Source organism: Nocardia sp. Tas62D01, assembly GCF_055232035.1.
In genome coordinates this window covers 1,700,537-1,722,797 of record NZ_JBUYUZ010000001.1, presented here as the reverse complement: position 1 = coordinate 1,722,797, position 22,261 = coordinate 1,700,537, and the positions used below count along the sequence as shown (strand labels likewise).

Annotated in this window: 17 protein-coding genes and 1 pseudogene; 15 read left to right on the top strand and 3 right to left on the bottom strand. The window is 65.4% G+C overall.

What is annotated here, in order from left to right:
- Window positions 1–577 precede the first annotated feature (577 nt).
- The 10 genes from ACV7NQ_RS08315 (at window position 578) to ACV7NQ_RS08270 (ending at window position 16,627) form a co-directional block, all read left to right on the top strand.
- Window positions 578–1,099: a DUF3558 domain-containing protein gene (locus ACV7NQ_RS08315; RefSeq protein WP_463359085.1), complete on the top strand. Its 522-nt coding sequence runs from the start codon at window positions 578–580 to the stop codon at window positions 1,097–1,099.
- 36 nt (window positions 1,100–1,135) lie between these two features.
- Complete coding sequence (locus ACV7NQ_RS08310; RefSeq protein WP_463359084.1) at window positions 1,136–1,615, top strand: hypothetical protein; 480 nt, start codon at window positions 1,136–1,138, stop codon at window positions 1,613–1,615.
- 15 nt (window positions 1,616–1,630) lie between these two features.
- Complete coding sequence (locus ACV7NQ_RS08305) at window positions 1,631–2,770, top strand: WXG100 family type VII secretion target (protein ID WP_463359083.1); 1,140 nt, start codon at window positions 1,631–1,633, stop codon at window positions 2,768–2,770.
- Window positions 2,771–2,959: 189 nt separating this feature from the next.
- Entirely contained in the window at window positions 2,960–3,730 is a 771-nt protein-coding gene (locus ACV7NQ_RS08300) for an ESX secretion-associated protein EspG (protein WP_463359082.1), read from the top strand.
- Window positions 3,731–3,800: 70 nt separating this feature from the next.
- Window positions 3,801–5,156 carry an MFS transporter gene (locus ACV7NQ_RS08295; protein WP_463359081.1) on the top strand — a complete coding sequence of 452 codons (1,356 nt, stop codon included), beginning with the start codon at window positions 3,801–3,803 and terminating at the stop codon, window positions 5,154–5,156.
- Window positions 5,157–5,534: 378 nt separating this feature from the next.
- Window positions 5,535–6,412 (top strand): IS5 family transposase gene (locus tag ACV7NQ_RS08290; protein ID WP_463359080.1). Its coding sequence is split into 2 segments (ribosomal slippage): window positions 5,535–5,745 and window positions 5,745–6,412, totalling 879 coding nucleotides; the frame shifts between segments, so codons are not numbered across the junction.
- Window positions 6,413–6,869: 457 nt separating this feature from the next.
- Window positions 6,870–7,202 (top strand): WXG100 family type VII secretion target, encoded by a 333-nt coding sequence (locus ACV7NQ_RS08285; protein ID WP_463359079.1) that lies wholly within the window; start codon window positions 6,870–6,872, stop codon window positions 7,200–7,202.
- Window positions 7,203–7,250: 48 nt separating this feature from the next.
- Window positions 7,251–7,727, top strand: a complete 477-nt coding sequence (locus tag ACV7NQ_RS08280) for a YbaB/EbfC family nucleoid-associated protein (RefSeq protein WP_463359078.1) — start codon at window positions 7,251–7,253, stop codon at window positions 7,725–7,727.
- Between the two features lie 62 nt (window positions 7,728–7,789).
- Window positions 7,790–14,641: a WXG100-like domain-containing protein gene (locus tag ACV7NQ_RS08275; protein ID WP_463359077.1), complete on the top strand. Its 6,852-nt coding sequence runs from the start codon at window positions 7,790–7,792 to the stop codon at window positions 14,639–14,641.
- Between the two features lie 30 nt (window positions 14,642–14,671).
- Window positions 14,672–16,627 (top strand): hypothetical protein, encoded by a 1,956-nt coding sequence (locus tag ACV7NQ_RS08270; protein WP_463359076.1) that lies wholly within the window; start codon window positions 14,672–14,674, stop codon window positions 16,625–16,627.
- A gap of 69 nt (window positions 16,628–16,696) precedes the next feature.
- Here the strand turns inward: ACV7NQ_RS08270 and ACV7NQ_RS08265 are convergent, their stop codons facing one another.
- Complete coding sequence (locus tag ACV7NQ_RS08265) at window positions 16,697–17,470, bottom strand: ESX secretion-associated protein EspG (RefSeq protein ID WP_463359075.1); 774 nt, start codon at window positions 17,468–17,470, stop codon at window positions 16,697–16,699.
- A gap of 489 nt (window positions 17,471–17,959) precedes the next feature.
- On the opposite strand from ACV7NQ_RS08265, the gene ACV7NQ_RS08260 reads away from it, so the two are divergent.
- On the top strand, window positions 17,960–18,178 hold the full coding sequence (locus ACV7NQ_RS08260; protein WP_463366099.1) for a hypothetical protein: 219 nt from the start codon (window positions 17,960–17,962) through the stop codon (window positions 18,176–18,178).
- On the opposite strand, the pseudogene ACV7NQ_RS08255 reads toward ACV7NQ_RS08260, so the two are convergent.
- Window positions 18,137–18,364 (bottom strand): annotated as a pseudogene (locus ACV7NQ_RS08255) (transposase); the annotation flags it as partial. The gene ACV7NQ_RS08260 and the pseudogene ACV7NQ_RS08255 overlap by 42 nt on opposite strands.
- 83 nt (window positions 18,365–18,447) lie before the next feature.
- Here ACV7NQ_RS08255 and ACV7NQ_RS08250 point away from each other — a divergent pair.
- Window positions 18,448–18,687 (top strand): hypothetical protein, encoded by a 240-nt coding sequence (locus ACV7NQ_RS08250; RefSeq protein ID WP_463366098.1) that lies wholly within the window; start codon window positions 18,448–18,450, stop codon window positions 18,685–18,687.
- Here the strand turns inward: ACV7NQ_RS08250 and ACV7NQ_RS08245 are convergent.
- Window positions 18,684–19,301: a TetR family transcriptional regulator gene (locus ACV7NQ_RS08245; protein WP_463359074.1), complete on the bottom strand. Its 618-nt coding sequence runs from the start codon at window positions 19,299–19,301 to the stop codon at window positions 18,684–18,686. The two genes, ACV7NQ_RS08250 and ACV7NQ_RS08245, sit on opposite strands and share 4 nt — an antisense overlap.
- 206 nt (window positions 19,302–19,507) lie before the next feature.
- Between ACV7NQ_RS08245 and ACV7NQ_RS08240 the strand changes: the two genes are divergently transcribed.
- The 3 genes from ACV7NQ_RS08240 to ACV7NQ_RS08230 are packed head-to-tail and all read left to right on the top strand — an operon-like array spanning window position 19,508 to window position 22,134.
- Window positions 19,508–20,629 (top strand): ferredoxin reductase, encoded by a 1,122-nt coding sequence (locus ACV7NQ_RS08240; RefSeq protein WP_463359073.1) that lies wholly within the window; start codon window positions 19,508–19,510, stop codon window positions 20,627–20,629.
- 26 nt (window positions 20,630–20,655) lie between these two features.
- A complete protein-coding gene (locus ACV7NQ_RS08235; protein ID WP_463359072.1) occupies window positions 20,656–21,804 on the top strand; it encodes a fatty acid desaturase family protein in 1,149 nt (382 codons plus the stop codon).
- Window positions 21,805–22,134 (top strand): hypothetical protein, encoded by a 330-nt coding sequence (locus ACV7NQ_RS08230; protein WP_463359071.1) that lies wholly within the window; start codon window positions 21,805–21,807, stop codon window positions 22,132–22,134.
- Window positions 22,135–22,261 lie beyond the last annotated feature (127 nt).

The window sequence follows — 22,261 nt, the reverse complement described above, 5'->3', positions numbered from 1 at the left end:
ACCAGCTCGCCGCTGACGCATTGAGACGACACAACCTCACCAAAACTGAAGAAATGCCACGGAACTGAGATTCAAGCCGCATTACATCCCGTGAGACAACCGAAGGATCCAGTGGTGAGCGGAGATCAACGTGTCACGCGATCTGAGACCCTACAACACCGAACACCCCGTGGCGGCTCTGTCCCCGACAATCCAATGTCGAGACGGGGCCGTCTGCTGTCTTTACCTTTGAAAGGCCAGCCCGCGCAACAGGTTCGGCGGCATTGTGATCGCGGGCGGCGGTTCGTTCTGGCGCGGACCTTGTACTCGGCGGGAATGCGCCACAGCGCTCTGCGTAATGCGAAGGCATCCAGGTCGCTGTCCGCGCCCGCAGAGCATGCCTTCTACTTCGCGCGAAGCCGCCCGGGGACGGTTGCACGCTGATTAACCGGCCGGTACGGTCGATCCAGCTGAAAGAGGGGCGGGGAGCCGGGCCGACCCTGATCGATATCCTCGACACAGTCGGCGATCGGGAGGAAACCGTATGACCAGCAGGGGGAACACACTGCTCGGTGCCGCGTTCGTGCTCGGGGCTGTTGTGCTGCTGTCCGGTTGTGGGTCATCGACCGGCGGAGACGCCAAACCGGCCACGAGTTCGACGAGCGCCGGGCCGTCGGTGGCGGCTGATGTGCCGCGCAGCTACGACCCGTGTAAGGACGTTCCGCAAAGCGTGCTGGACTCAGAGAAGCTGCACAACCAGCACACCGTCACTGACAGCGCGGGCGGAGGGGTCCGATGGATCGGTTGTCAATGGGTGCGGTCAAACGGCTACGGGGTGAGTATCCGTACGACGAATCTGACGATTGATCTCATCCGCAGCCGCAACTTCCCCGAGGCCGCCGAGTTCACGATCGACGGTCGGCGGGCGATCTCGACACGCCAGTTCGATGGCCCCTTCATCAAAGAAGCATGCACAGTGAACGTCGAGATGAAGGGCGGCAGCCTCGACTTCAACCTGAACAATCCGCCGTCGAATAGCGACACCGGCAGCATCGACTCCTGCGTGCTTGTTCGGGGCTTGGCGGAAAAGGTTGTGCCCAGCCTGCCCGCCACTGCTTGAGCACTGCTACACGGACCGAACTGGGAGGGGACCCACATGGCAAACGATGACAAGACTCCAGCGAGCCCATTGGCGAACCTGATCACCGAGGCCCGGGAGGGCCGGCTATCGGTGCGGATGGATCTTGAGAAGTTCGTCTACGTCGACCGCGACTGCCAATACTTCAAGGACCAGATCCGAGATATCCAGGCAACGATGACCCGCATCTCTAACCAGGATAAATGGGATCTCGGTGAGCATTTCACCCCGCAAGGGGAACGTGATCTGGTGTCCGGCAAGACGATGGTCAAGCGCTGGCGGGAGAAGTCGCAGAGCACGCAGAACCAGAACAGCGTCTACGCGGTGTTGGAGTCGCACTACAAGGTCATCGAAGACTTCCAGACCCTGTTTCGCACCGTCCGCGAACGCATCACCGGCGTCGATGCTGACCAGGCGGCCCGATACCAGGATCTCGTGTCGAACCTGCCGCAGCAGCCACCGGCTACGCCGAAGATCTTCTCCTGGCCAGGCCTGTAAGGAAAGGGTGATCCGTTGACAGGCAACGAGTCCACTCAAATCCCCCCACACGGGGAGAACGTATTCCATTGGGAACGTACCGACATCGAGGAAGCGTTCAAGCCGCTGGATCCTCAACCCGCCCACGACGCCGCGATGAGCTACTCCAACGCGGCCACATCTTGGGATCAGGGGCTCGAAACCTTCGCCCGTTCTGTCCAAGGCTCGATCGCCGAGGCGTGGGAAGGCTCGGCCGCGGATAAGGCCAAAGACGCGATCACCCGCTACGTCACGGGTGCCCACGACCTGACCCCGCTGATCACGCAGTTGTCCAACGACATGCAGGCCGCCGCCGAGTCGATCCGCAGCGTCGCCAACGGGATCCCGGAGGCCAACCATCACTCCTGGACCACGTACGTATGGCCGCCGCGAGCTGCCCAGGAAGAACAGACCACCAACGAGGCAACCGCGGGCGCTCGCAGCGCCATGCTCCAAAACTACGTGAACAAGTTCGCCGAATACGACGGGCGAGTCCCCGTACTCCCCACGGCGATCAACCCCACCAACCCCCTGGACATCTCCGGCCCGACCAAACCCGGCGGCGTCGACCCAGGCACGCATAACCCCAGTGGCCCAGGCACATCCAACGGTCCAACGAGCCCGTCCGAGAATCCCGACCAGAACAAGCCCGGGGACAAGTCCACCGATCAGCCCACGTCCTCGGACACCAACCCCACGTCGACCAATCCGAGCAGCACCCCCACGACACCGACCACGCAGGACCCGTCCAAGTCCAACACTCCGACCACTCCCTCAGGCACTCCCAGTGGCAACCCGACCGGCATCCCGGGCTCTCCCAGCGGATCCGGCACACCCAGGCAGTCGAACACGCCGAGCCCCGGGCGCAGCGTCGCTGGCGTGCCGGGCACACCCACCGGCGTGAATCCGGCAGCAGCCAAGGCCGCTGCCGGCGCCAGTGGCAGAGCCGGGATGTCCGGCATGGGCGGCGGTGGTGCGGGCAAGGGCAAGTCCGATGAGGAAAACACCCACAAAATACCGGACTACCTCATCAACGCCACCAACACCGAAGAGTTGATCGGGGAGGTTCCGCGTACCGTCCCCGGCGGCGTGATCGGGGCCGACCCGGAACCTCCGCCTACGCCCTCTCGCAACTGAGGGCCACGGACGTATCCGGTTCGCCTGTACTCGGCGCATCGACATGAGCATCGGCGCGGTTCGACCGCGGCAGCGGGACCCGGCTCCTCGCGAACAAACCTGCCGACCGCAATAACGTTCCCGCTGGCCGTCCCTCGCCTGCCCACCACTCACGACCCCACCCCCGCTCGACCCGATTGGAATCTCTAGATGGCTGAATGGACTTGGGAGCCCGACGATTTCGCCGCGCTATGGTTCGGTCCGGCGAACGACCGGTTCCCTAATCCACTCCGCTTCACCAGCCGCTTCGCATACCGCGACGACTTCGAAGGCCACCGGGTCACCATGCGTGAGCGCTACTCCCGCGATGAACTCGAAGAGATCCAACTCGCTCTCCACACCCTGTCCGCCTCGACCATGCGCATCGAAATCTTCGGCGGCACTACTCGACACAAGAATCCCCACGGCGGTGTACGCGTGTACCGCATAGTCGGTGCACGCACCGACCATCACGCAATGTCGCTGGCCCAAGCCACCTTCGGCGACACCAACGGCCCCATCCGCTGCCGCCTGTTCCCCCTCGACCATCTCCCCGCACAGTTGGTCAACTCCCTACCGCCCTGCAAACCCGGCAGCCAACCGTCGGCCACCTTCCAACCCGACGACGTGTACGGCCGCCCCGACGGCCACCTCGAAAGCGTCACCCGCAATACTCCGCGCGATCGCTACCAACGCCTCCTGAACCGCCCTGCGGATGGTGGCGGCTCCGCGCTGCTCTACACCGGCGGTGTCAACAAGATCACCGACCCCCTGACCACCGTGCAATGGCACGACATCGCCGACGACGGCCGCTACACCGAACTCCGCGGCGAACACATCATCGTCCGCCCCACCGCCCCAGCCGATCTCGCATCCCACTTCACCACCTGGATCGACCGCGTCGCGCAACGCTTCCGCGAGGCCGAGGAAGACCGGTGGTAGTCCAGGCCTCGGTCTGACCGGGTTGCGCGTGTAGGCCGCTCCGACCGCGTTCTCCGGATAGGCTGCGCCCATGACCGAGGTGGACGCGCGGGCGACTGTCGGGCAAGCCGCCGGGTGCGGGCAAGTGGTGGCGTGGGGGCTGTGGGACTGGGGGGCATCCGCGTTCAACGCGGTGATCCTCACGTTCGTCTTCTCGGTATATCTCACCGACAAGGTGGGCGACGATCTGCCGGGCGGGATTTCGGCCAGCGCCTGGCTCGGCTGGGCGCTCGGTATCGCGGGCCTGGTGGTTGCGCTGACCGCGCCGATCAGCGGGCAGCACTTCGACGCGACCGCGGGACGTAAACGCTCCCTGGAGGTTCTGACGGCGCTCACCATCGCGTCGATGGCGCTGATGTTCTTCGTGCACGACGATTACCACTACCTCTGGATCGGCCTGGTCCTGCTCGGCTTCGGCTCGGCCTTCTTCGAACTCGCCGGCGTGCCGTACAACGCCATGCTGCGTCAGGTGTCCACCCCGGCCACCGTCGGGCGCGTCTCCGGATTCGGTTGGTCCATGGGCTATTTCGGCGGCATCTTCATCCTGCTGATCTCGTACTTCGGCTTCATCTCTGGACACGGCGACAACCGCGGCCTGCTCGGCATACCCACCGACGACGGCCTGAACATCCGATTGGTCGCGATCCTGGCCGCGGTGTGGTTCGCCGTGTTCGCACTGCCGGTGTTCTTCACCGTGCCCGAATTGCCGCGCACCGCAGCCGATCCGGGCGCGGCCAGCGCCGGATTCTTCGGCTCCTACCGGGTGCTGTGGCGGGATCTGCGCGAGCTGTGGACCGTCGATCGGCGCACGGTCGGGTTCCTGCTGGCCAGCGCGATCTTCCGGGACGGCCTGGCCGGGGTGTTCACCTTCGGCGCCATCCTCGCGGTGCGGGTGTACGGCATCGCCGATTCCGACGTGTTGCTCTTCGGTATCGCCGCGAATGTTGTTGCGGCACTTGGTGCGATCACCGCGGGACAATTCGACGACCGGGTCGGACCGAAGATCGTCATCGTGGTGTCCCTGGTCGCGATGCTGATCTGTGGCACCGTGTTGCTGTTCGTCTCCGGCCCGGCCATGTTCTGGCTGTTCGGCCTGCTGCTGACCATCTTCGTCGGCCCGGCCCAGTCCGCCGCCAGGTCCTTCCTCACCCGTCTCGCCCCACCCGGCCGTGAGGGTCAGATGTTCGGCCTCTACACCACCACGGGCCGCGCCGTATCCTTCCTGGCGCCAACCCTTTTCGGACTCTTCGTCTGGGCCTTCGACACCGATCGCGCCGGGATCGTCGGCATCCTGGTGGTCCTGGCCGCCGGGTTGGCCCTGCTGCTTCCGGTTCGCCCGCCGGATCGCGAATCGCCAGCGGCCACAAGCGCGGACGAAAGTCGTTGACTAGCATCGCTTTATGGTTTTGTCCTATGTCGTGACCGGAGGGGCGGGGATCGGGCGCGCGGTCGTGCAGCGGTTGCTGGGGGAGCGGAACTCGGTTGTGTCGATCGACCGGGACGGCGAGGCGTTGGACTGGGCCGATGACCGGGTGATCGCGGTTGCTACAGCGCCTCCGGGTCGAGGGCGAGCACAGCGCGGCCCTAGCCAGTGTTTCAAAAGTGGTTCGAGTTGAGGGGCGCCACGCAGCGGCGCCGCTCAACTCGTAAGTCGGAAGGTGTTGCCCGCGTTAGCGTGTCGATGACCAGGTGAGACGAGGTCTCCGGTAGATGGTTCAGCGACAAAGAAGAACCTGAATACCGGAGACCTCGTGATCGCGTATCGGTGACGAGGCGAGCGGATCTGACCGACGCCCGGTGGGCGCGGCTGGAACCGCTGCTGCCTCGTGGCAAGAAGGCGGGTCGCCCGCCGAAATGGACGAAACGGCAGCTCATCGACGGGATCCGATGGCGGATACGGTGCGGGACATCGTGGCGAGACGTGCCCGAGTGCTATGGGCATTGGCAGACTGTGTACGGACTGTTCCGCCGCTGGCAGCGTGCGGGAGATGGGCGCTGATTTTGAAGATGTTGCAAGCATTCGCCGATGCGGCCGGTCGGATCGTGTGGCAGGTGAGCGTGGATTCCACCATCGCCTGGGCACACCGGCATTCCGCCGGGGCACGCCACGCCCAGGCCGAACCGCCCGGAGGGGTCGACACCGAGCCCGGCGATCACGCTCTCGGGCGTTCTCGTGGCGGCTGGACCACCAATACCCACCTGGCCAGTGAGCAGGGCCGCAAGGTGTTGTCGATCGTGATCACCGCCGGTCAGCGCGGTGACAGCCCGCAATTCACCGCTGTACTCGACGGTATCGAGGTGCCGCGCCTCGGGAAGGGGCACCCGCGCACCCGGCCGGAGCGGGTGCGTGCCGACAAGGCTTACAGTTCCCGCGCCAACCGTGCGCACCTGCGCCAACGCGGGATCAAGGCCACCATCCCGATCAAGGCCGACCAGGCCGCCAACCGCAAGCGGAAAGGTTCCGCCGGTGGGCGGCCACCGGCCTTCGACGCCGAGGACTACAAGCAACGCCACGCCGTGGAGTGCGCCATCGGCCAACTGAAGAAAAACCGAGCCGTCGCAACCAGATTCGACAAACTCGCCGTCCGCTACCTGGCTACAGTCCGCATCGCCGCCATCAACCAATGGCTACGACACGGGTGAGGGCAGGCACCTGCCCCGCCCTCACCCAGCAACCAGTATGTCTTCGACACCCAGAACCGCAGGTTCGGCAATGACGCCGCGGCCGCGATCAATCTGCAACCCGACACCAGCCTCTACGCCGACATCAACCCGGCAACTCGGCGAGCGCGCAGGTGGTATTCGACTTGCCTGCTGACGCGCTGCCCGATCACATCGTGCTGCACGATTCGATGTTCTCCGGTGGCACAACCGTTTCGCTGCGATCCTGAGGTTCATCGCTCTACCGACCGATCGGATCAGTGCGGATACCGAAAACGTGCCCCCTTCACCTTCCGGACATTCAGTGTTCGCCGGACTTCGATTCGCCGACAAGATCGGCCTCTTAACATAGGCGCAGTTGATCTGTAACCGCGAACTTCCGGAATGTCACGCCAGGGCCGTGGATCCCGCGTCTCACGATGAGGATTGGAAGGTCACTATGGCCGACTCGGTGAAAGTCGACACCACCGCGCTGCGGCAGGCCGCACACGACCTGGGTGCCGTCGCACAGCGCATCAACTCTGCACTCACCACGCTGACCACCTCCGCGCACGCGGAGGAAGGCAAGTGGGGCAACGACGAAACCGGGCACCAGTTCGCCGACGGGCAGAACGGTAAGCCCGGGTACACGATCGCGTCGCAGCAACTCGAGGGCGCGCTCGCCGGGACGGTCACCGTGCTGGACGAGTATGCGCAGGGCATCACCGGCGCCGCCGAGCTGCTCGACAACACCGAGACCACGAACTCCGGAGAGTTCACCAACCTGATCTGACCGCCGATACGTGAGCGCGCGTAGCTGCGCGCCGTCCGAAGGGGCCTGATGACCAACGAGGCGATGCGTGCACGGGTGACTGATCTGCTCGAGTCTGTCCAAGGCCATATCACCGCCATCACCAGGGCACGGCAGCAGCGCGCCCAACTGATGGCGACGGCCGAGACGGCCGACGGCCGCGTGGCGGTCACCGTCAACGCCGACGGGATCGTGATCGACGTCCGATTCGCCGATGACATCGACGAACTCGACTATCCCGAGATCGCAGGCGCGGTGCGCACTGCCGCTCTGGATGCGGCCGCCGCGGTGGCCCGGGAGTCGGCGGCGATCATGCAGGCCGTGAAGCTGCCCGCCAGTCTGCCCGATTATTCCGAGATCCTTCCGGGACTGCCGAACCTCGACACGCTGCGCGCCATGTTGCCCCCGGCGCCGGACGTGTCGACGGCGCCGCCGAATTCGCCGTCTCGGTCGACCGGCAACGGCCGGTCGGGCCCGGAATTCACCGTCAAGGATGCCGGATGGTGAGTGCCAGTGCCTGATGCCGGCCTCGCGGCGAACCCTGCGCACCGAGGTTGACCGTGAGCATCATGATTCCCCCGTCGCTGGCCTGGGTGGTCAGCGCGCTCGGGGGCGCTGAATGGCCGGAGGGCGACGAGGACGCGATCTTCGCGCTCGGCGACGCATGGAAGAAGGCCGCCCACGATCTGCGGGGCATCGAGCCGGACCTGGCCGCGGCCATCGATGCCGTCGGCGCGGCGTATCCGGAAGGCGCCGGCGGCCAGACCATCACCGCGGACCTCGACAAGCTGCTCACCGGCACCTACTCGATCGACAACCTGGCCCAGCAGCTGGATGATCTCGGCGAGTACGCCCGAGGCGGCGGCGCCGCCATCGAACATACGAAACTGCAGATCATCACCACGCTTTCCATTACCGCGGCATTCATAGTCCAGGCCCTGGCCACCCCTGTTGAGGGCGAGGCCGAGCTGCCGCTCATCTACGCCGTGGCCCGTATGGCGCTGATCGGCCTGCTGCAGGAGCTGGGCATCGAGCTGTACCAGCTGCAGGAGGGGCATATCAGCGACATCCATTGGGACCAAGTCGCTATCAGCGCAGCCACCATGGCCGCGGCCGAACTGCTCGCCAAGCCGACCGCGAAATACCTCAGCACCTGGCTGCGCACCACCACACTGGACGAGCACCTCGCGAAGTGGCTCACCATCGGCGGCTCCAGCACCGCCGGCCTGCTCGGCGGGTACGTGACCGGTGGGGTGGCGACCGGGAACTGGAACTTCTCGCCGTACATGATCACCAGCATGGCCGCCACCACCGGGCTGCACGAGGGCATCAATGCCTGGCGGGGAGGGGGCTCGACCGACTCCACTACGCGCATCAACGATCCGGCGGGCATGCCCACGAACAACACCACGGCTGCGAACCCGGAGGCCGCCGCCGCCCTCCGCCGGGATCTGGCGCGCATGGTCCATCCGGATCTGACGACCGACCCGGCGGAGAAGCCGATCCGCAACGCGTACATGATGCGGATCAACGACGCCGCCGACCGCGGCAACGTCGCTGAGCTCGAGGCCCTGCACCAGCAATGGCTCGACTCCGGCCTCGGCGGCAGTCAGGCCACACCGCACTTCGACTCGACACCGATGGGCGAACCCACTGTTCCCATCACCACCGACCCCGGGACCACGGCCAGCCGATCCGATAGCGCCGTCCCGACGGAACAGAACACCTCGAGCAACGGTGTGAACGGCGCGTCGCCCCCCGAGCGGACGAGCACCAGCACCGGCAGTGGCTCCTCGGCACAGTCGTCGCTCGACCAATCCGCCACCAGCCGAACGGTCACGCCGACCGAAGAAGCCAGTGCGCCTGTGCCACAAGATAACTCGACGGCAGTCCGAGCCGCCGCCAGCGCGACGGGTCGTTCGATTGCCCCGATCAGCGACGGCAGACTCGTGACCAGTTACCACGACAGTGCCGCTGTCGCAGACCAACCCACCGCAGCCGTGAACACCTCGACCGAGGCCGTCGTGCACCCGGGCCCGGAGTCCGTCCAGACGAGCACCGTCTCGGGGCTGCACGACAACGGCGAACCCGCGCAACCGCTGTCGCATGAAAGTGCCCCAGCATTCCCACAGACCGGCGATCATCTGGCCGGGAGTACCGACGACCGGCACCCGATTACGCCGCAATCCGTCGGACCCAACGCAATGCTTCCGGAACCGTTCGACCAGGCTGTCCACGAACCGATTCCGACCCCGGCCGAGGTCGACGCGCATGGCTTGGTCAAGCTGGAACAGCAAATCCTCGCCGAGCGCAATGATGTCGCGATGCTGCGGGGGCAACGCCTACAGGCCGAACAGGCGCTGCGCGCCGCCCAGGAGGCCGGCGCCGACCGAACCGCCCTGCAACCCCTGGAAAACCGCGTCGCCCGCGCTGCTGCCGCGGAACGCGCCGCCTACCAGGACCTCGACGCCCGGCAGCAAGTGGCAGACGAGGTGCGCAAGAACCGCGGCATCTACAAGCGTCTCGACAGCCCGGGCGCAGCCCCGCGCCGACCGACCAAGGCATCGGTGTTCGAGACCATTGTCGAACGATTCCGGGCGCAGCCGGTCACCGGAGAACATCCCACCCCCGCTCACACCGGACCCGAGCCGCAAACCACTGAGGCTTCGACCTCGCCGAGCCACGCCGACGTCCCGGCCGAACCCGTCCAGCAACACGAGGTTACCGCCCCGGCACCTGCCGACCATCCGATCGAGGACGTGTGGTCGCAGCGCGACATTCCGGAGATCGTCCGGGCTCTCGAGGACACCTACGGCATTCAGGCGATCGGGTTCGACCATCCCGGCGTGAATGTCGAGGTGGCCCGCGAGTTCGCCCGCGCCGTCGACGCCGAACTGAGCAAATACCCGCAGATCGATCTCCGCAACATCCGGATCGCCGAACTACCGGATGGCGTCTTCGCGGCATCGACGTGGGCGCCCTACCGGGAGGGCCGCCGCGGATTCACCGAGGCGATCACGTTGAACCGGACCCTCGCCACCGACCTCCCGAAATTCGAGCGGTCCGTGGCGTTCAACGCCGAGGACGGCCGGTTCGCCGCGAACTTCAACGATCGGCCTGTGTACAGCATCATCGTCCACGAACTGGGCCATGCCTTGGACTACGCGGGATCCCCCCTCACCAGGATACGGATCGAAAGCGATCTGCTGCGGCAGTATCTGGAGACCGATCCCGCCGGAACCGTCGAGGGATTCCAGGCATGGCTGCACGATCAGCTCAGCGGGTACAGCTTCCATGAGAACGGGCAGCTGAACGAGGCTGAGGCGCTGGCCGAGGGCTTCGCGGCGGTCGAACTCACCGGAGACCGGGCAAGCGACGCCGCCAAGGTGTTGCATGCGGCCCTGGTCGGCGCCGCAGCCGATCGCGCGGCCCGTTCCGATCCGCAGCGCCCCGGACCCGGCAGCTTCTCCAACCAGATCGGCGGGCCACCCTACGACCCCAGCCAATCGCATGAGCCGAACGACATCAGCCAGGTTCCCACCCAGCCGCTGACCGAATCGCGGCCGCGCACACCGGCGTCCGGCGAGGAGAGTCAGCGCTGGCTGCGCGCACTGCGTTCGCTCACCTTCTCGTCCGACGAACACGCCAGGGCGCTGCGCGACGAGTTCGCAAGCCTGTTCGGCGACGCCCCCGGATTCCAGCGCTTCAGGGAGTTCACCAGTTACTGGGTCGAGTACGGGGCCAACCGCCTCATCGATGCCGTGCTGGTGCGAAGTCTGCTCGATTCCGCCGTGCCAGCCCACCAGGCTCTGCTGGACGCGCTGCATTTCGACGGCGACGGCGCCGCCTTGGAGCAGAGCCTGTTGGATGCGTTCTACCGCCATGGCCGGCTCACCATTGGTGACCTGTCCATGGCGCTAACCAAGGCCGCCGGGAACTGGGATGTGCTGGATGTGCTCAACAACTACCTCCAGGGTCTGGACGGCGGCCACGTCGGCGATGTCCCCGTCGCGCAGGCCCCGGCCGCCGACATCCTGGCCGACCCGGCGATGGCACGCAAACTGGCCTCGGCGTTCCGTCAACTCGGCGGAGCCGAGGATCTGGATCTCTCCGGCGAGTACGGTGACCGAGCGGCCGCGCTGCGACAGGCATTGGAGTACTGGCAGAGCCAGCCGGGCGAGGTTCCGACACCGACGGTGTACCGCGGCGAAACCAGAGTCGGAGGCTACGGCGACGTGCTCGACTGGTTCCGGTCGCTGATCGGTCAGAGTATCGCGTTCCCCCCGGTATCGGCATCGGAGCGGATCGAGGGCGCCTACGACTCCATGGCGACCGGGAACGGGGCGTCCGTGCCGGTGCTGTTCGAAATCGAAGGTGCGCGAACGTTGCCGTTGTGGTTGTTCGTGGACGACGCCTCCGTCCCTCAGGCCGAGCGGATCGTCGCGAGCAGACAGCTGGCCGTGCTCGGTGTCGATGAGACGATGCTCCCGGTGCGGAACAACGGCACGATCGAGGAAACGCCGGTGGTCCGGGTGCGCTTGCGCGAGCTGAGCCCGGCATTCGATCTGCACGGAACCCCCGAAGCGCCGGAGCACCTCGACACCGCCGCGGTCCCGACCCAGCCGCTGTCCGACCCCAACGACGTTGGCAGGGTGCCCACTCGACCACTTACCGATCCCAAGGAACCCGTCCAGCGATTCACCAACCTCGGCGATCTGGAGGCCACCCAACCCCGGATGGCCGCCATCGAACCACAACAAGCGGCACAACCGAATCCAACCGCCGAGACCGACATCAGTCGGGTTCGCACTCAACCGCTGCCGGATCCCCACAATCCCGACGCCACTCAATCACCGGTCCCGGCCGTCGCATCGACGCCACAACGGCCGCAACCCTATACACCTGTCGGCACAGACATCAGCCGGGTACCCACTCAGCGCTTGACTGCGCCCGACTCACCGGCGAACTCCTATGGGAAGGGTTACCAGGCACAGGACACGAACCGGCGTCCCGCCGCACCCATCGACCAGGTCGTACCACCGACGCAACCGTCCAGCGGTGGCCAGACCGTCGACATGTCGGGAGGGCAACAACAGATGCAGCAGATCATGCCGCTTCAGCATACGACGGCGCAGTCTGCGGTACCGCAACCGCAACAACTCCCCCGACCTGCCGAACCCGCGAATCAGGCCGGTCGCGAGCCTATCCCGGGCTGGCGTCAACTCAAACCCCAGGACTTGGCGCCACTGGAAAAAAGCCTCGAAGCCGAGCGAGAGGAGTTGGCCAAGCTGACCGGACGGCGGCTGCAGGCCGAGAGGGCTCTGCTCGAGGCCTTCCACGCCGGGGCCGACCAGACCGTCCTAGACGACCTGGCCCACCGCGCCGAGGTTGCCGCCGCCACGGAACGCCGGGTTTTCGACGACCTGACCGCGCGGCAAGAGGCCGTCGACAAGGCACGCAACCGCTTCAACCTCCCCAAACGCCCCAGCATCGTCGATGCGCCTGCGCCCCGCTCCGGCAAACCGACGGTGCTCGACAACCTGCTCGACCAGACCCGCCAGCGCACGGAAATCAGTGAGCGCCAAGCCATGGTGCGGGCCCGCACTCGAGATGTCGCGAAAGAGATCACCGACCTCGAAAAGATTATCAACGACCCGGACCGCACCGCCCCGCGCGGCAACGACCCGCGGCGGAAACAGCTCGAAAACCTACGCCACCGGGCCGCCGAACTGGACAAGGACCAGCGTGAGCTCACCGAGCGATCCCTCGCCAACGACCGGGAACTCACCAAGCAGTTCCGTGCCGTCAACCCCGGAGTGCGCGAACCTTCGGTGCGCGATCCCCTGAGCGACGCCGCACAACGACTGCGGCACGTATCCCAGGACGAAGCCACCGTCCAGGTGGGACAGAAGCATATCGCGAAACAGATCCGCGACCTTCAACAAGTGATCGACGATCCGGATCGCACCGCCCCACTCGGCAACGATCCGTTGCAACAGCAACTCGACGACCTGCACCGACGAGCCGGTGAACTCGACCAGCGCGTAAACGATCTCGCGCGGCAGCGACGGGCGGCCAACACCGAACTCACCAATCTGCTGCGGTACGGCTCGGAGCAGGGCCGATTCGCTGGCAGTCTGAGTAACGCGAAAGTGGTGGCACACCTGGAGCTGCCGTACATGATGCGCTACAAGCGGGTGCTGACGTTCATGGGCCAGATGCTCGAAGACCAGGTGCGCAACAACAAGCTGACCCCACTGCTGCGCAACGAGATCCGCAGTCGTCTGGATGCGGCCCAGGCACTGCTCACAACGTCCGAGGCCGACTTCCGGCAGATCGAGACGACGCTGGCGGATACCCGCAACCAGATTCAGCGCGCGGCGGATGCGGGCAACATGGATGCGAACGTGAGCGCATACGCACTTCGACTGGTCGACGAGCTCGGCGACGAGGCAAGGGCTCGCGCTGCAGGCGCGATTCCGCAGACTGCGGCGCCCGGCAACCGGTCGCACAGTCCCGCGACCACTGTCTCGGCGCGGGATGTCGGCAAAATCGGAATGGATATCGTCGTCACCGATCAGGGCGGCATCTACGCGCGGTTCAATAAGCTGATCGAGGCGGTCAGCTACGAAGAGAGCCCTCTCGGCGGGCTCCGCGCCGGTTTCAAGTTCAGCAACCTCGGCGTGCCCGCTCCCGAGCAGGAACTGGTCCGATTCGGTGCCGTCGGTGTCGGCTATGCCGTCGGTACGCAGACGAAGGACGCGTTCACCCCGGGACACGTGTACGAGCAGGCCGTGAACCGCCGCGACTACTTCGCCATCAAGTTGGGCGGACCAGGTCCACTCATCATCGAAGAACACTCGGACGCGTGGCCGTCCAGCAAGAAAGAGCCACAACAGAATCCCCTGCTCTTCGACGCCACCCACAACGTCCACAAGGTCAGCAAGATCACACTCGGGAACGATCTCAAGATCAGCCCGGCACTGTTCATCACGGGCATGAAGACCGTCGAGGGCCCTGTCTCGGCGAAGATCTCGATCGAAATCTCCTGGGAGCAAAGAGACAACGGCCCATGGTCTCCGAAGCCGACGATCAAGACCACCGTCGAATTCGTCGCGGCCGCCACTACGATCGGCGACATCGCCAAGCTGCTGCTGCGCTCGGCCCTGGAGAACGCGCATGTGCCCGCACCGGAATGGGTAATAAATCTTCCGGACAGCAGCACCGAAGCGGCCTTCGTCATCGACCTGAACAAGATCGGCGGCCAGCTCGGTGCTTTTCTGCAGGACAAGACCCAGCAGATGCTCCGCGACCGCGGCATCGTCGTCGACCGGAACGGCACCATCATCGGCGCTGGTCCGAATGCCTCGCTGCCGCCGCCCCAGCCCTCCGGTCCCCAGTCCGACCCGAGCCACCCGTAGCCGAATCGTGCAGGCATTCAGGAGTATTCGATGGCCACCACTCCGAACGAAATCACCGACCTGCAGAATCGCTGGTCCGCACTCAACGGCCAAGCACGCAAGGGGACTATCAAGATCAACGACGGCGTCACCTACAGCTGCGCTCAGGCATGCGTCAACGCCCTCGACAGCCTGCTCGGACTGCAGAAGCAGGTGAGCAGCCTGGTGATTCCCGCCGGAGCGTTCGGCACACTTCCGCACGGATCCGGAAATACGTTGGAGGGGGCGTTCAACGTGAAGGTCGGGGAACTGGACACCGTCCTCGGCGCCCACGCGAAGATCCTGACCGATATGGGCGACACCTTCGTCGCCGCAGGCAAGGCCTACGAGAACGCCGACGCCCAGTCGGCGGCGCAATTCGGCGCCCTCGCCCGGCAATTGCACAACCCGACGCCGAGTTCGGTCAGCGATCCGCCTAACGACGCCGGAGTGAGCCCGGTGCTCGACGGTTCGTTGCAGAACGCCACCGGCAACACCCCGACGCTGTTCAATGTCGGCATGGCGACCGATACTGTGCCGGCGCTGGCCGACACCGCCGACAGCTTGCTGCCCGGCGACCTGGTTACCCTCGGCGCCACCATCCGATGGGACGCGGTGTATCAGGCCGCCGACCGCTGGAACTGGGTAAATCAGCAGCTGGGCCAGAACTTCGACACGCTGGGCGGCGGACTCGCTAATGTCATGACACCCGACAACTGGTCGGGGAAGGGCGCCGACGCGGCCGCCAAGGCCGTATCGGATTACCTCACCAACACGTCCAAGCTCAGAATGACGACGATGCTGATCTCGGACAATCTGAATTACACCCAAAATTGGCTACACGAAACCACAGCGGGTATGCCCATCACCCCGCCGACCACCGCCGCGGACCTGTCCATGTACCGCGAGGTCTACCAGTCCTGGTTCGCCACCGGATACGGGCAGTCGTCGGGCAATATCGTCGTCCTCGCGGTGCCCACCAGTCCCGTCAATACGAACAACAACCCCAATACGAACACGAACAACAACGGGACCACCACCCCAAACTCGAACAGCCCCGCAACAAGCACGAATACCCCTCCGGTCACCACGACGCCCACCCCGAGCAGCACGACCGCGCCGTCCGGCACCTCGACCACCACGAAGCCGAATTCAACGACCTCCCAGCCTCTTTCGAACACCGGCAGTTCCGCGGCGAATGCGGCGAACATGTCGGGAGCCGCCGCGCAGCAGGCCGCGACTCGGCAGACCCAGCAGGCTGCGCAAGCTACGCAACAACAGGCACAGCAGGCCATGCAACAGGGCCTGCAGAGCGCGCTGCAGGCCGCCCAGCAAGGACTACAAGGGGTGCAACAGGCGTGGCAAGCCGCTCAGCAGGCATTGTCCCCCGGAGCACTGGCAGCTCAGCAAGAGGCATTGCGCGCCTTGGACGCCGCAAACCAGGCCGGTGTGCCAAGCCACGATCCGGCAACCGCCGCGTCGGGATCGCACGCCGGTGCGGCGACCGTCGGCGGCGGCCCGGGCGCCGGCACGACCGCGAGTCCGCTCGGTCCACCTCGGACACAGCTGTTTCCGCGCGCCAGCCTCCCCGACTCGCAGTTCGGGGTACCGTCCGCCGTGAGACAGGCGGGCGCGGCGCCGACCAGTGGCATGCCGATGGGCGGCATGCCGTTCGCACCAGGCATGGCCGGCGCCGGCGGTGTCGGCCAGGAGAAGACGCACAAGCGCGCCAGGTACCTGGACTCCACCCGCAACCTCGACAATGCCTTCGGCGACGCCCCCGAAATGTCCCAACCCGTGGTGGGCGCGCACGATCCCGCAATTGAAACGGCGGAGGCGGAAAGGCCGGCGCGCGACCCACGCGGTGAGCGCCCGACCGAGCCGCGCGTACCCCGCACACCGTCGACCTCCAGCACGGTCCGGGTGCACAAGCCAGACCCGGGAGACTCGCTGCCGGTAACGATCTGACGTCTCAGCACGGTCGAGGGAACAATGTGGTCCCATGGCCAGACCAAGCCGATCCGGCACGGAGTCAGCCTATTCCTCATCGATGGCGCGAACGACCTCGACGATCCGCCGCTCGATCAGCGCGGCCACCCCGCTGCTGTCGGCGGGCACCGCGACGGCAGGGGTGCCGGACGCTATCACATAGCGCCCGTCGTCGTACCGGTCCCGCCATTCCATCCGATGCCGCATCGCACCGCGGACACCGAACTTGGAGCGTGCCTGCACGACCTCGATCGTGCCGACGCCGGTGAACCCGGCCCGCACGAACGTCCGACAGTGCTGCGCGACAGTGTCTACCTCGACATGCGCCACGGAGCGCCAGTAGTCGTAGTCGAAACCATCGTCGACGTGGCCGGGCAGCACGACATCGGCCATCCTGCCAGCAGGCAACTCGGGCAAGGCGGCAGCCACCGCCTTGGCTAGATCCAGCACATGGATCTCGGTGAGAATGAAACCGCCACTGTGCCAGATGGTTTCGCCGGGCAGCTGCGTCACCACGGCGGCCAGATCGTCCCGGCGTCCGGCCAGCACCCGGACGCAGCCCGCCGGATTCTGCGGGTCCCGTCCGTCCCGACCGTCCACCGTGATCCGGATGTCGGGCCGACCGAGCGCGAAGACGACCTGCTCGAGCGCGGTGTCACGCAGTTCGCGCAGCCGCTCCCGGATGCGGCGCTGCTCGGCTCGATACACGGTGTCGTCGGCGATCCGACTGGTGAACACCAACGGAGCCGGTAGCGAATCGCGGTGTACGACCTCCCACAGCACCTTCCATCCGATGTCGGTGAACCTCCACGCGCGGCTCATCTGACTGCATCCTCGAATCTGCTCGGCTAGGCCGTGACCTCGGCGATCACAGACCGCCACGGCACGTATAGCAGGATCATCGTCGCAGCTTTTGGCGTCCGCCGCTGACCGCCGACACCGGCCGCGGTCAGCGGCGTGAGCCCAGCCACCGCGGTCGTCCGGGGACAGCGCCCATTACCTGTCACTCGGGATCGCGGGTGGTCACGGCCAATTGCAATCTCGGAGGGAACTGACCGTGGGACGCTGCGCAGAAGTGCCCACAGAAGTCGTCAGCGCTCGCCAGCACGTCGCGGGCAAAGGGCGCCGGCTGATGTCTGCGCAAATCCGCGACGGTGAGATCCCAGCAGTCGCGGCATGTCCGCCGCCATGGACGAGGACGAGGTCGGGCATGGCGAGCAGTCGGTCGCCGGTGTCGAACACGGTGCGTCCCGTTGACGGGACCGGGGATCAAACGCCGGGGTCGGCGCGCAGGCCAGCGGCGGTGATGCCTTGGATCGCGCATACTTCGTCGTCATCGGGCCCGATCCGGCCAGCCCGAAACAGACCGGGTCCGTCCGGCTCGGCGGGATCGTGGGCCGCACCGCCCACCCGGCCGACCCGATCGACGGGACGAGCCCGGACAGCATCAGCGCCTGCCCGAAGTGGACCGATGTGTACTGCTCAGGTTCAAGCGGTCGTCGCAACAGTGTCCTGTTGGAGCGAGCCTAATAGACGATCCTCGAGGACTTCGGCGGGAGTTCGCCAGCCGAGGGTCTTACGTGGCCTGGTGTTGAGAGCGTGTGCAACTGCCGCGAGATCGTCGACACTGTGTTTGTTGAGATCGGTTCCTTTCGGGAAGTATTGGCGGAGAAGGCCATTGGTGTTCTCATTGGTTCCGCGCTGCCAGGCCGCGTTCCCCCATGTGCTCAGGGCTTGCAGAGGATTAAGACGTAACATCCCGTGATTTCTAAAGATATTGTGGCACGGGCGATTTCGCGGTGACTGATGCGGATCTGGCGGCGAAGTTCGAGGCGTTGTTGCCGCATCGGGATGAGCGGCAGCGGCGGTTGGTGTTGGGGGCGCAGGCGCGAGCGCTCGGGCGGGGTGGGCGGCCGAACAACTGCCGCATCACCGCGGCAGCGGAGCCTTGCGTGTCCGTGGCAAGATCAACAACCTCGGGCTGCTGTCCGAACACCTCGCTCGCCGCCCTGACCACGGTCTTGACCCATCCGCCCTAATCCTTGGTCGGGCACCAGGCGCCCATGCCGAGGGCGATGAGGCGGACCTGGCGGACGGTGCGGTCCACGATGGACCGCTGGTCGCGGGGAGCGGCCGCGACGTAATCGGCGATGCTGTCGGCGACGGTGGAGACGATCAGGTCGGCGGCGAGTTCTAGGTCTTCGGGCGGCCAGGAATCCAGATCGGGTATCCGGGACAGGTCGACGACCAGTTCCCGGACGATCAACTGGAGTTCGAGAGCGATCGCGGTCTGCATGGCGGCCGATCCGCCGCGGCGTTCGCGCGTGATGAAACCGAACAATTCGCGTTTGGCGGCGACCTGTTCGAAAACGAAGCGCACGGTTTCCGACAGCCGGGCATCGGGGGTGCGGCGCAACTGTCGCAGCGCCAGTCGCAGCGCCTTGACGCCCTCGTCGACCAGGGTCGCGCCGAGATCTTCCAAAGAGGTGAAGTGCCGATAGAAGGCGGTCGGCACGATGCCTGCGGAGCGGGCGATCTCACGCAGGCTGAGCGCACCGAAGCCGCGCTCGGCGGCCAGCGCGAGGGTGCCGTCGAGCAGGGCCTGACGGGTGCGCTCCTTGCGCTCGATTCGGGTTGCTACGGGCTCGCTCATCACGGTGAGCATACATCCGTTCACCATTCGTCCATTCCCAGGATGTTGTTCGCGCCACATAAGTTGCAGGTTGACATCGGACCCGGTCCATCAGTCACACTTGTTGAGTGTACAGTCGTGCACTGATATTCTCTTCGCACGCCGGGCCTCGACGAACCAGCGGCCCGATTGACAGAAGTCCGACAAGCAGAGGCATGGAGGACCAAATGGCGGGACTCATCGACCTGGTGCAAACCCTGACCACCCCGCACCCCCTCGACCGCTACCTGGAACTGGTTCGCCCGACGCTGACCGCCCGGGAGATGCGGGCCGAGATCACCCACGTGCGCCGTTCGGTGCCCGGTTCGGTGACGCTGACCCTGCGTCCCACCCGCCAGTGGCGCGGCCACGCAGCCGGGCAGTACATCCAGATCGGTGTGGTGATCGACGGGGTCCGACACACCCGGTGCTATTCGCCGGTGAATCCGGAGAGCCGGCGCGACCGGCATCTCGAGCTGACCGTCAAGGCACATCCCGGCGGCCTGGTATCGCAGTACCTGTATCGCAACGCAGCGCCCGGCATGGTGGTCGATCTCGCACCGGCCGCCGGGGTGTTCCATCTGCCCGAGTCGCGCCCGGAGCGGGTGCTGCTGATCGGTGGTGGCAGCGGCATCACGCCGGTGCTTTCGATGCTGCGCACCCTCGCGGACGAGGGCTACCCCGGCGATGTCACCTTTCTCTACTACGCGAAATCGCCTGCGTTCGTGCCACATCGCACCGAAATCGAGGCAATCGCCAAGCGGCACAAGAATTTCCGGATCGAGCTGCGTTATCCCCGGCACTCGGTGATTACCGCCGAACGACTCGGGGATGCCGCGCTCGAAGCGAGTGCCGGCACTGACAACAAGAACCGGTACTTCGACTACAACGAGTTGGAGCGGGTCGCGCCTTGGTTCGCCGACGCGCAGACCTACGTCTGCGGGCCGCGGGGGCTGATGGACGCGGTGCGCAAGATTTTCGAGGCGGAGCAGCTGGCCGATCAGCTGCACGCCGAGGAGTTCACCCTGCCGGTGACACCCGTCGACGCGGACGAGGCATTCGGCACAGTGAGCTTCTCCGGCAGCGGGGTGAGTGCCGACAACAACGGCGCTGTCCTGCTCGAGCAGGCCGAAGCATCCGGTCTGACACCGGAATACGGCTGCCGGATGGGTATCTGCTTCTCCTGCACCGCGGTTCGGCGTACCGGCTGCACCCGCAACGCGCGCACCGGCGAAACCAACAGTGACCCCGATCAGCCCATTCAGCTGTGCATCAATGCGCCGGTGGGCGACGTCGAGATCGATATCTGAGATTCGAGAACAAGGGGAGTAAAGCCATGACCATTTTGACCGAAACCAAAGACGGCCCGCTCGTACTGAGCCCGGATCAGGTCGAGGAACTCGGCCGCAGGCTCGACGAGTTGCGCGCCCGGATCGTCGACGATCTGGGCGAGCGCGACCGCGAATACATCTACTCGATCATCAAGGCGCAGCGCGGTTTCGAGATCGCCGGCCGCGGCCTGATGTATCTCGGCTTCCTGCCGCCGTTCTGGCTGGCCGCAGTTGCCGCGCTGAGTGTGTCGAAGATCCTGGACAACATGGAGATCGGCCACAACGTCATGCACGGCCAGTACGACTGGATGCGTGAGCCGGGCCTGAATTCCCGTGTCTTCGAGTGGGATACGGTCTGCCCGGCCGACCAGTGGAAGCACTCGCACAATTACATGCACCACACTTACACCAACATCCACAACAAGGACCGTGACATCGGCTACGGCATCCTGCGGATGGACGAGACGCAGCGCTGGAACCCACTGCGCCTCGGTCAGCCGCTGTACGCCTTCGGACTGATGATGCTGTTCGAGTGGGGCGTTATGGGCCACGACCTCGAGGTCGAGAACATCGTTCGTGGCAAGCGGAAATGGTCCGATATCAAGCGGTCGGTAACCGGCATGTGGCGCAAGGCCGGACGTCAGGTCCTGAAGGACTATGTCGTCTTCCCGGCACTGACCGGTCCGCTGTTCGTCAGCACCCTCGCCGGAAACGTCACCGCCAACCTGATCCGCAACGTGTGGGCCTACTCGATCATCTTCTGCGGCCACTTCCCCACCGGCGTACAAACGTTCACCGAGGACGAGACCGCCGACGAGACCCGCGGCGAGTGGTACGTGCGGCAGATGCTCGGCTCGGCCAACATCACCGGCAGCAAGTTGTTCCACATCATGTCCGGCAATTTGTCGCACCAGATCGAACATCACCTGTTCCCGGACCTGCCCGCGAAGCGGTATCCGCAGCTGGCGCCGGAGGTGCGTGAACTGTGTAAGAAGTATGGACTGCCGTACAACACCGGATCGCTCGGTAAGCAAGTCGGATCGGTGTGGCTCAAGATATTCAAGCTCGCACTCCCGCCGTTCTTGGTCCAGAAGGAGGACACCCCCGGTGTTATCGTGATGCGACAACGGACGGCAACCGAAGTGGGCGTGTGAATGATTGGGAAATTCGAAAGCGACAAGGATTTGATTCAAGAATTGACGACTTCTGGCGCGCGGCATGTCGGTAATATCGCGTCGATCATCACCGGCACCGTGCAGGAAGTCACTCGGGAGATCGGTGAATGGATCACCGATGCCATCGAGATGAACGAGGCCGCCGCGGCGGCTCGGCGTGATGCCGAGTCGCCGCCCGACAACGCTCTAGCCGAGAACGCTCTCGCCGAGAGCGCCGACGTCTCGTATGACGCGGAAGTCGAACCCACCGCGGGTGCGACATTCCTCGAGGCCGGGGTGGTCGAGCCGGAGGTCGAGAAACCCCGGTGATCAGATCCTTGAGGCTTATTCAGGGACGGCGTGTCGCGACTGACGGCGCTGGCCTGATCTGGGGCGACGTACAACCGTACGCTTGTCCTGAATAACCCTCCTTGTACCCGTCGGCCAGTTCGGTCAA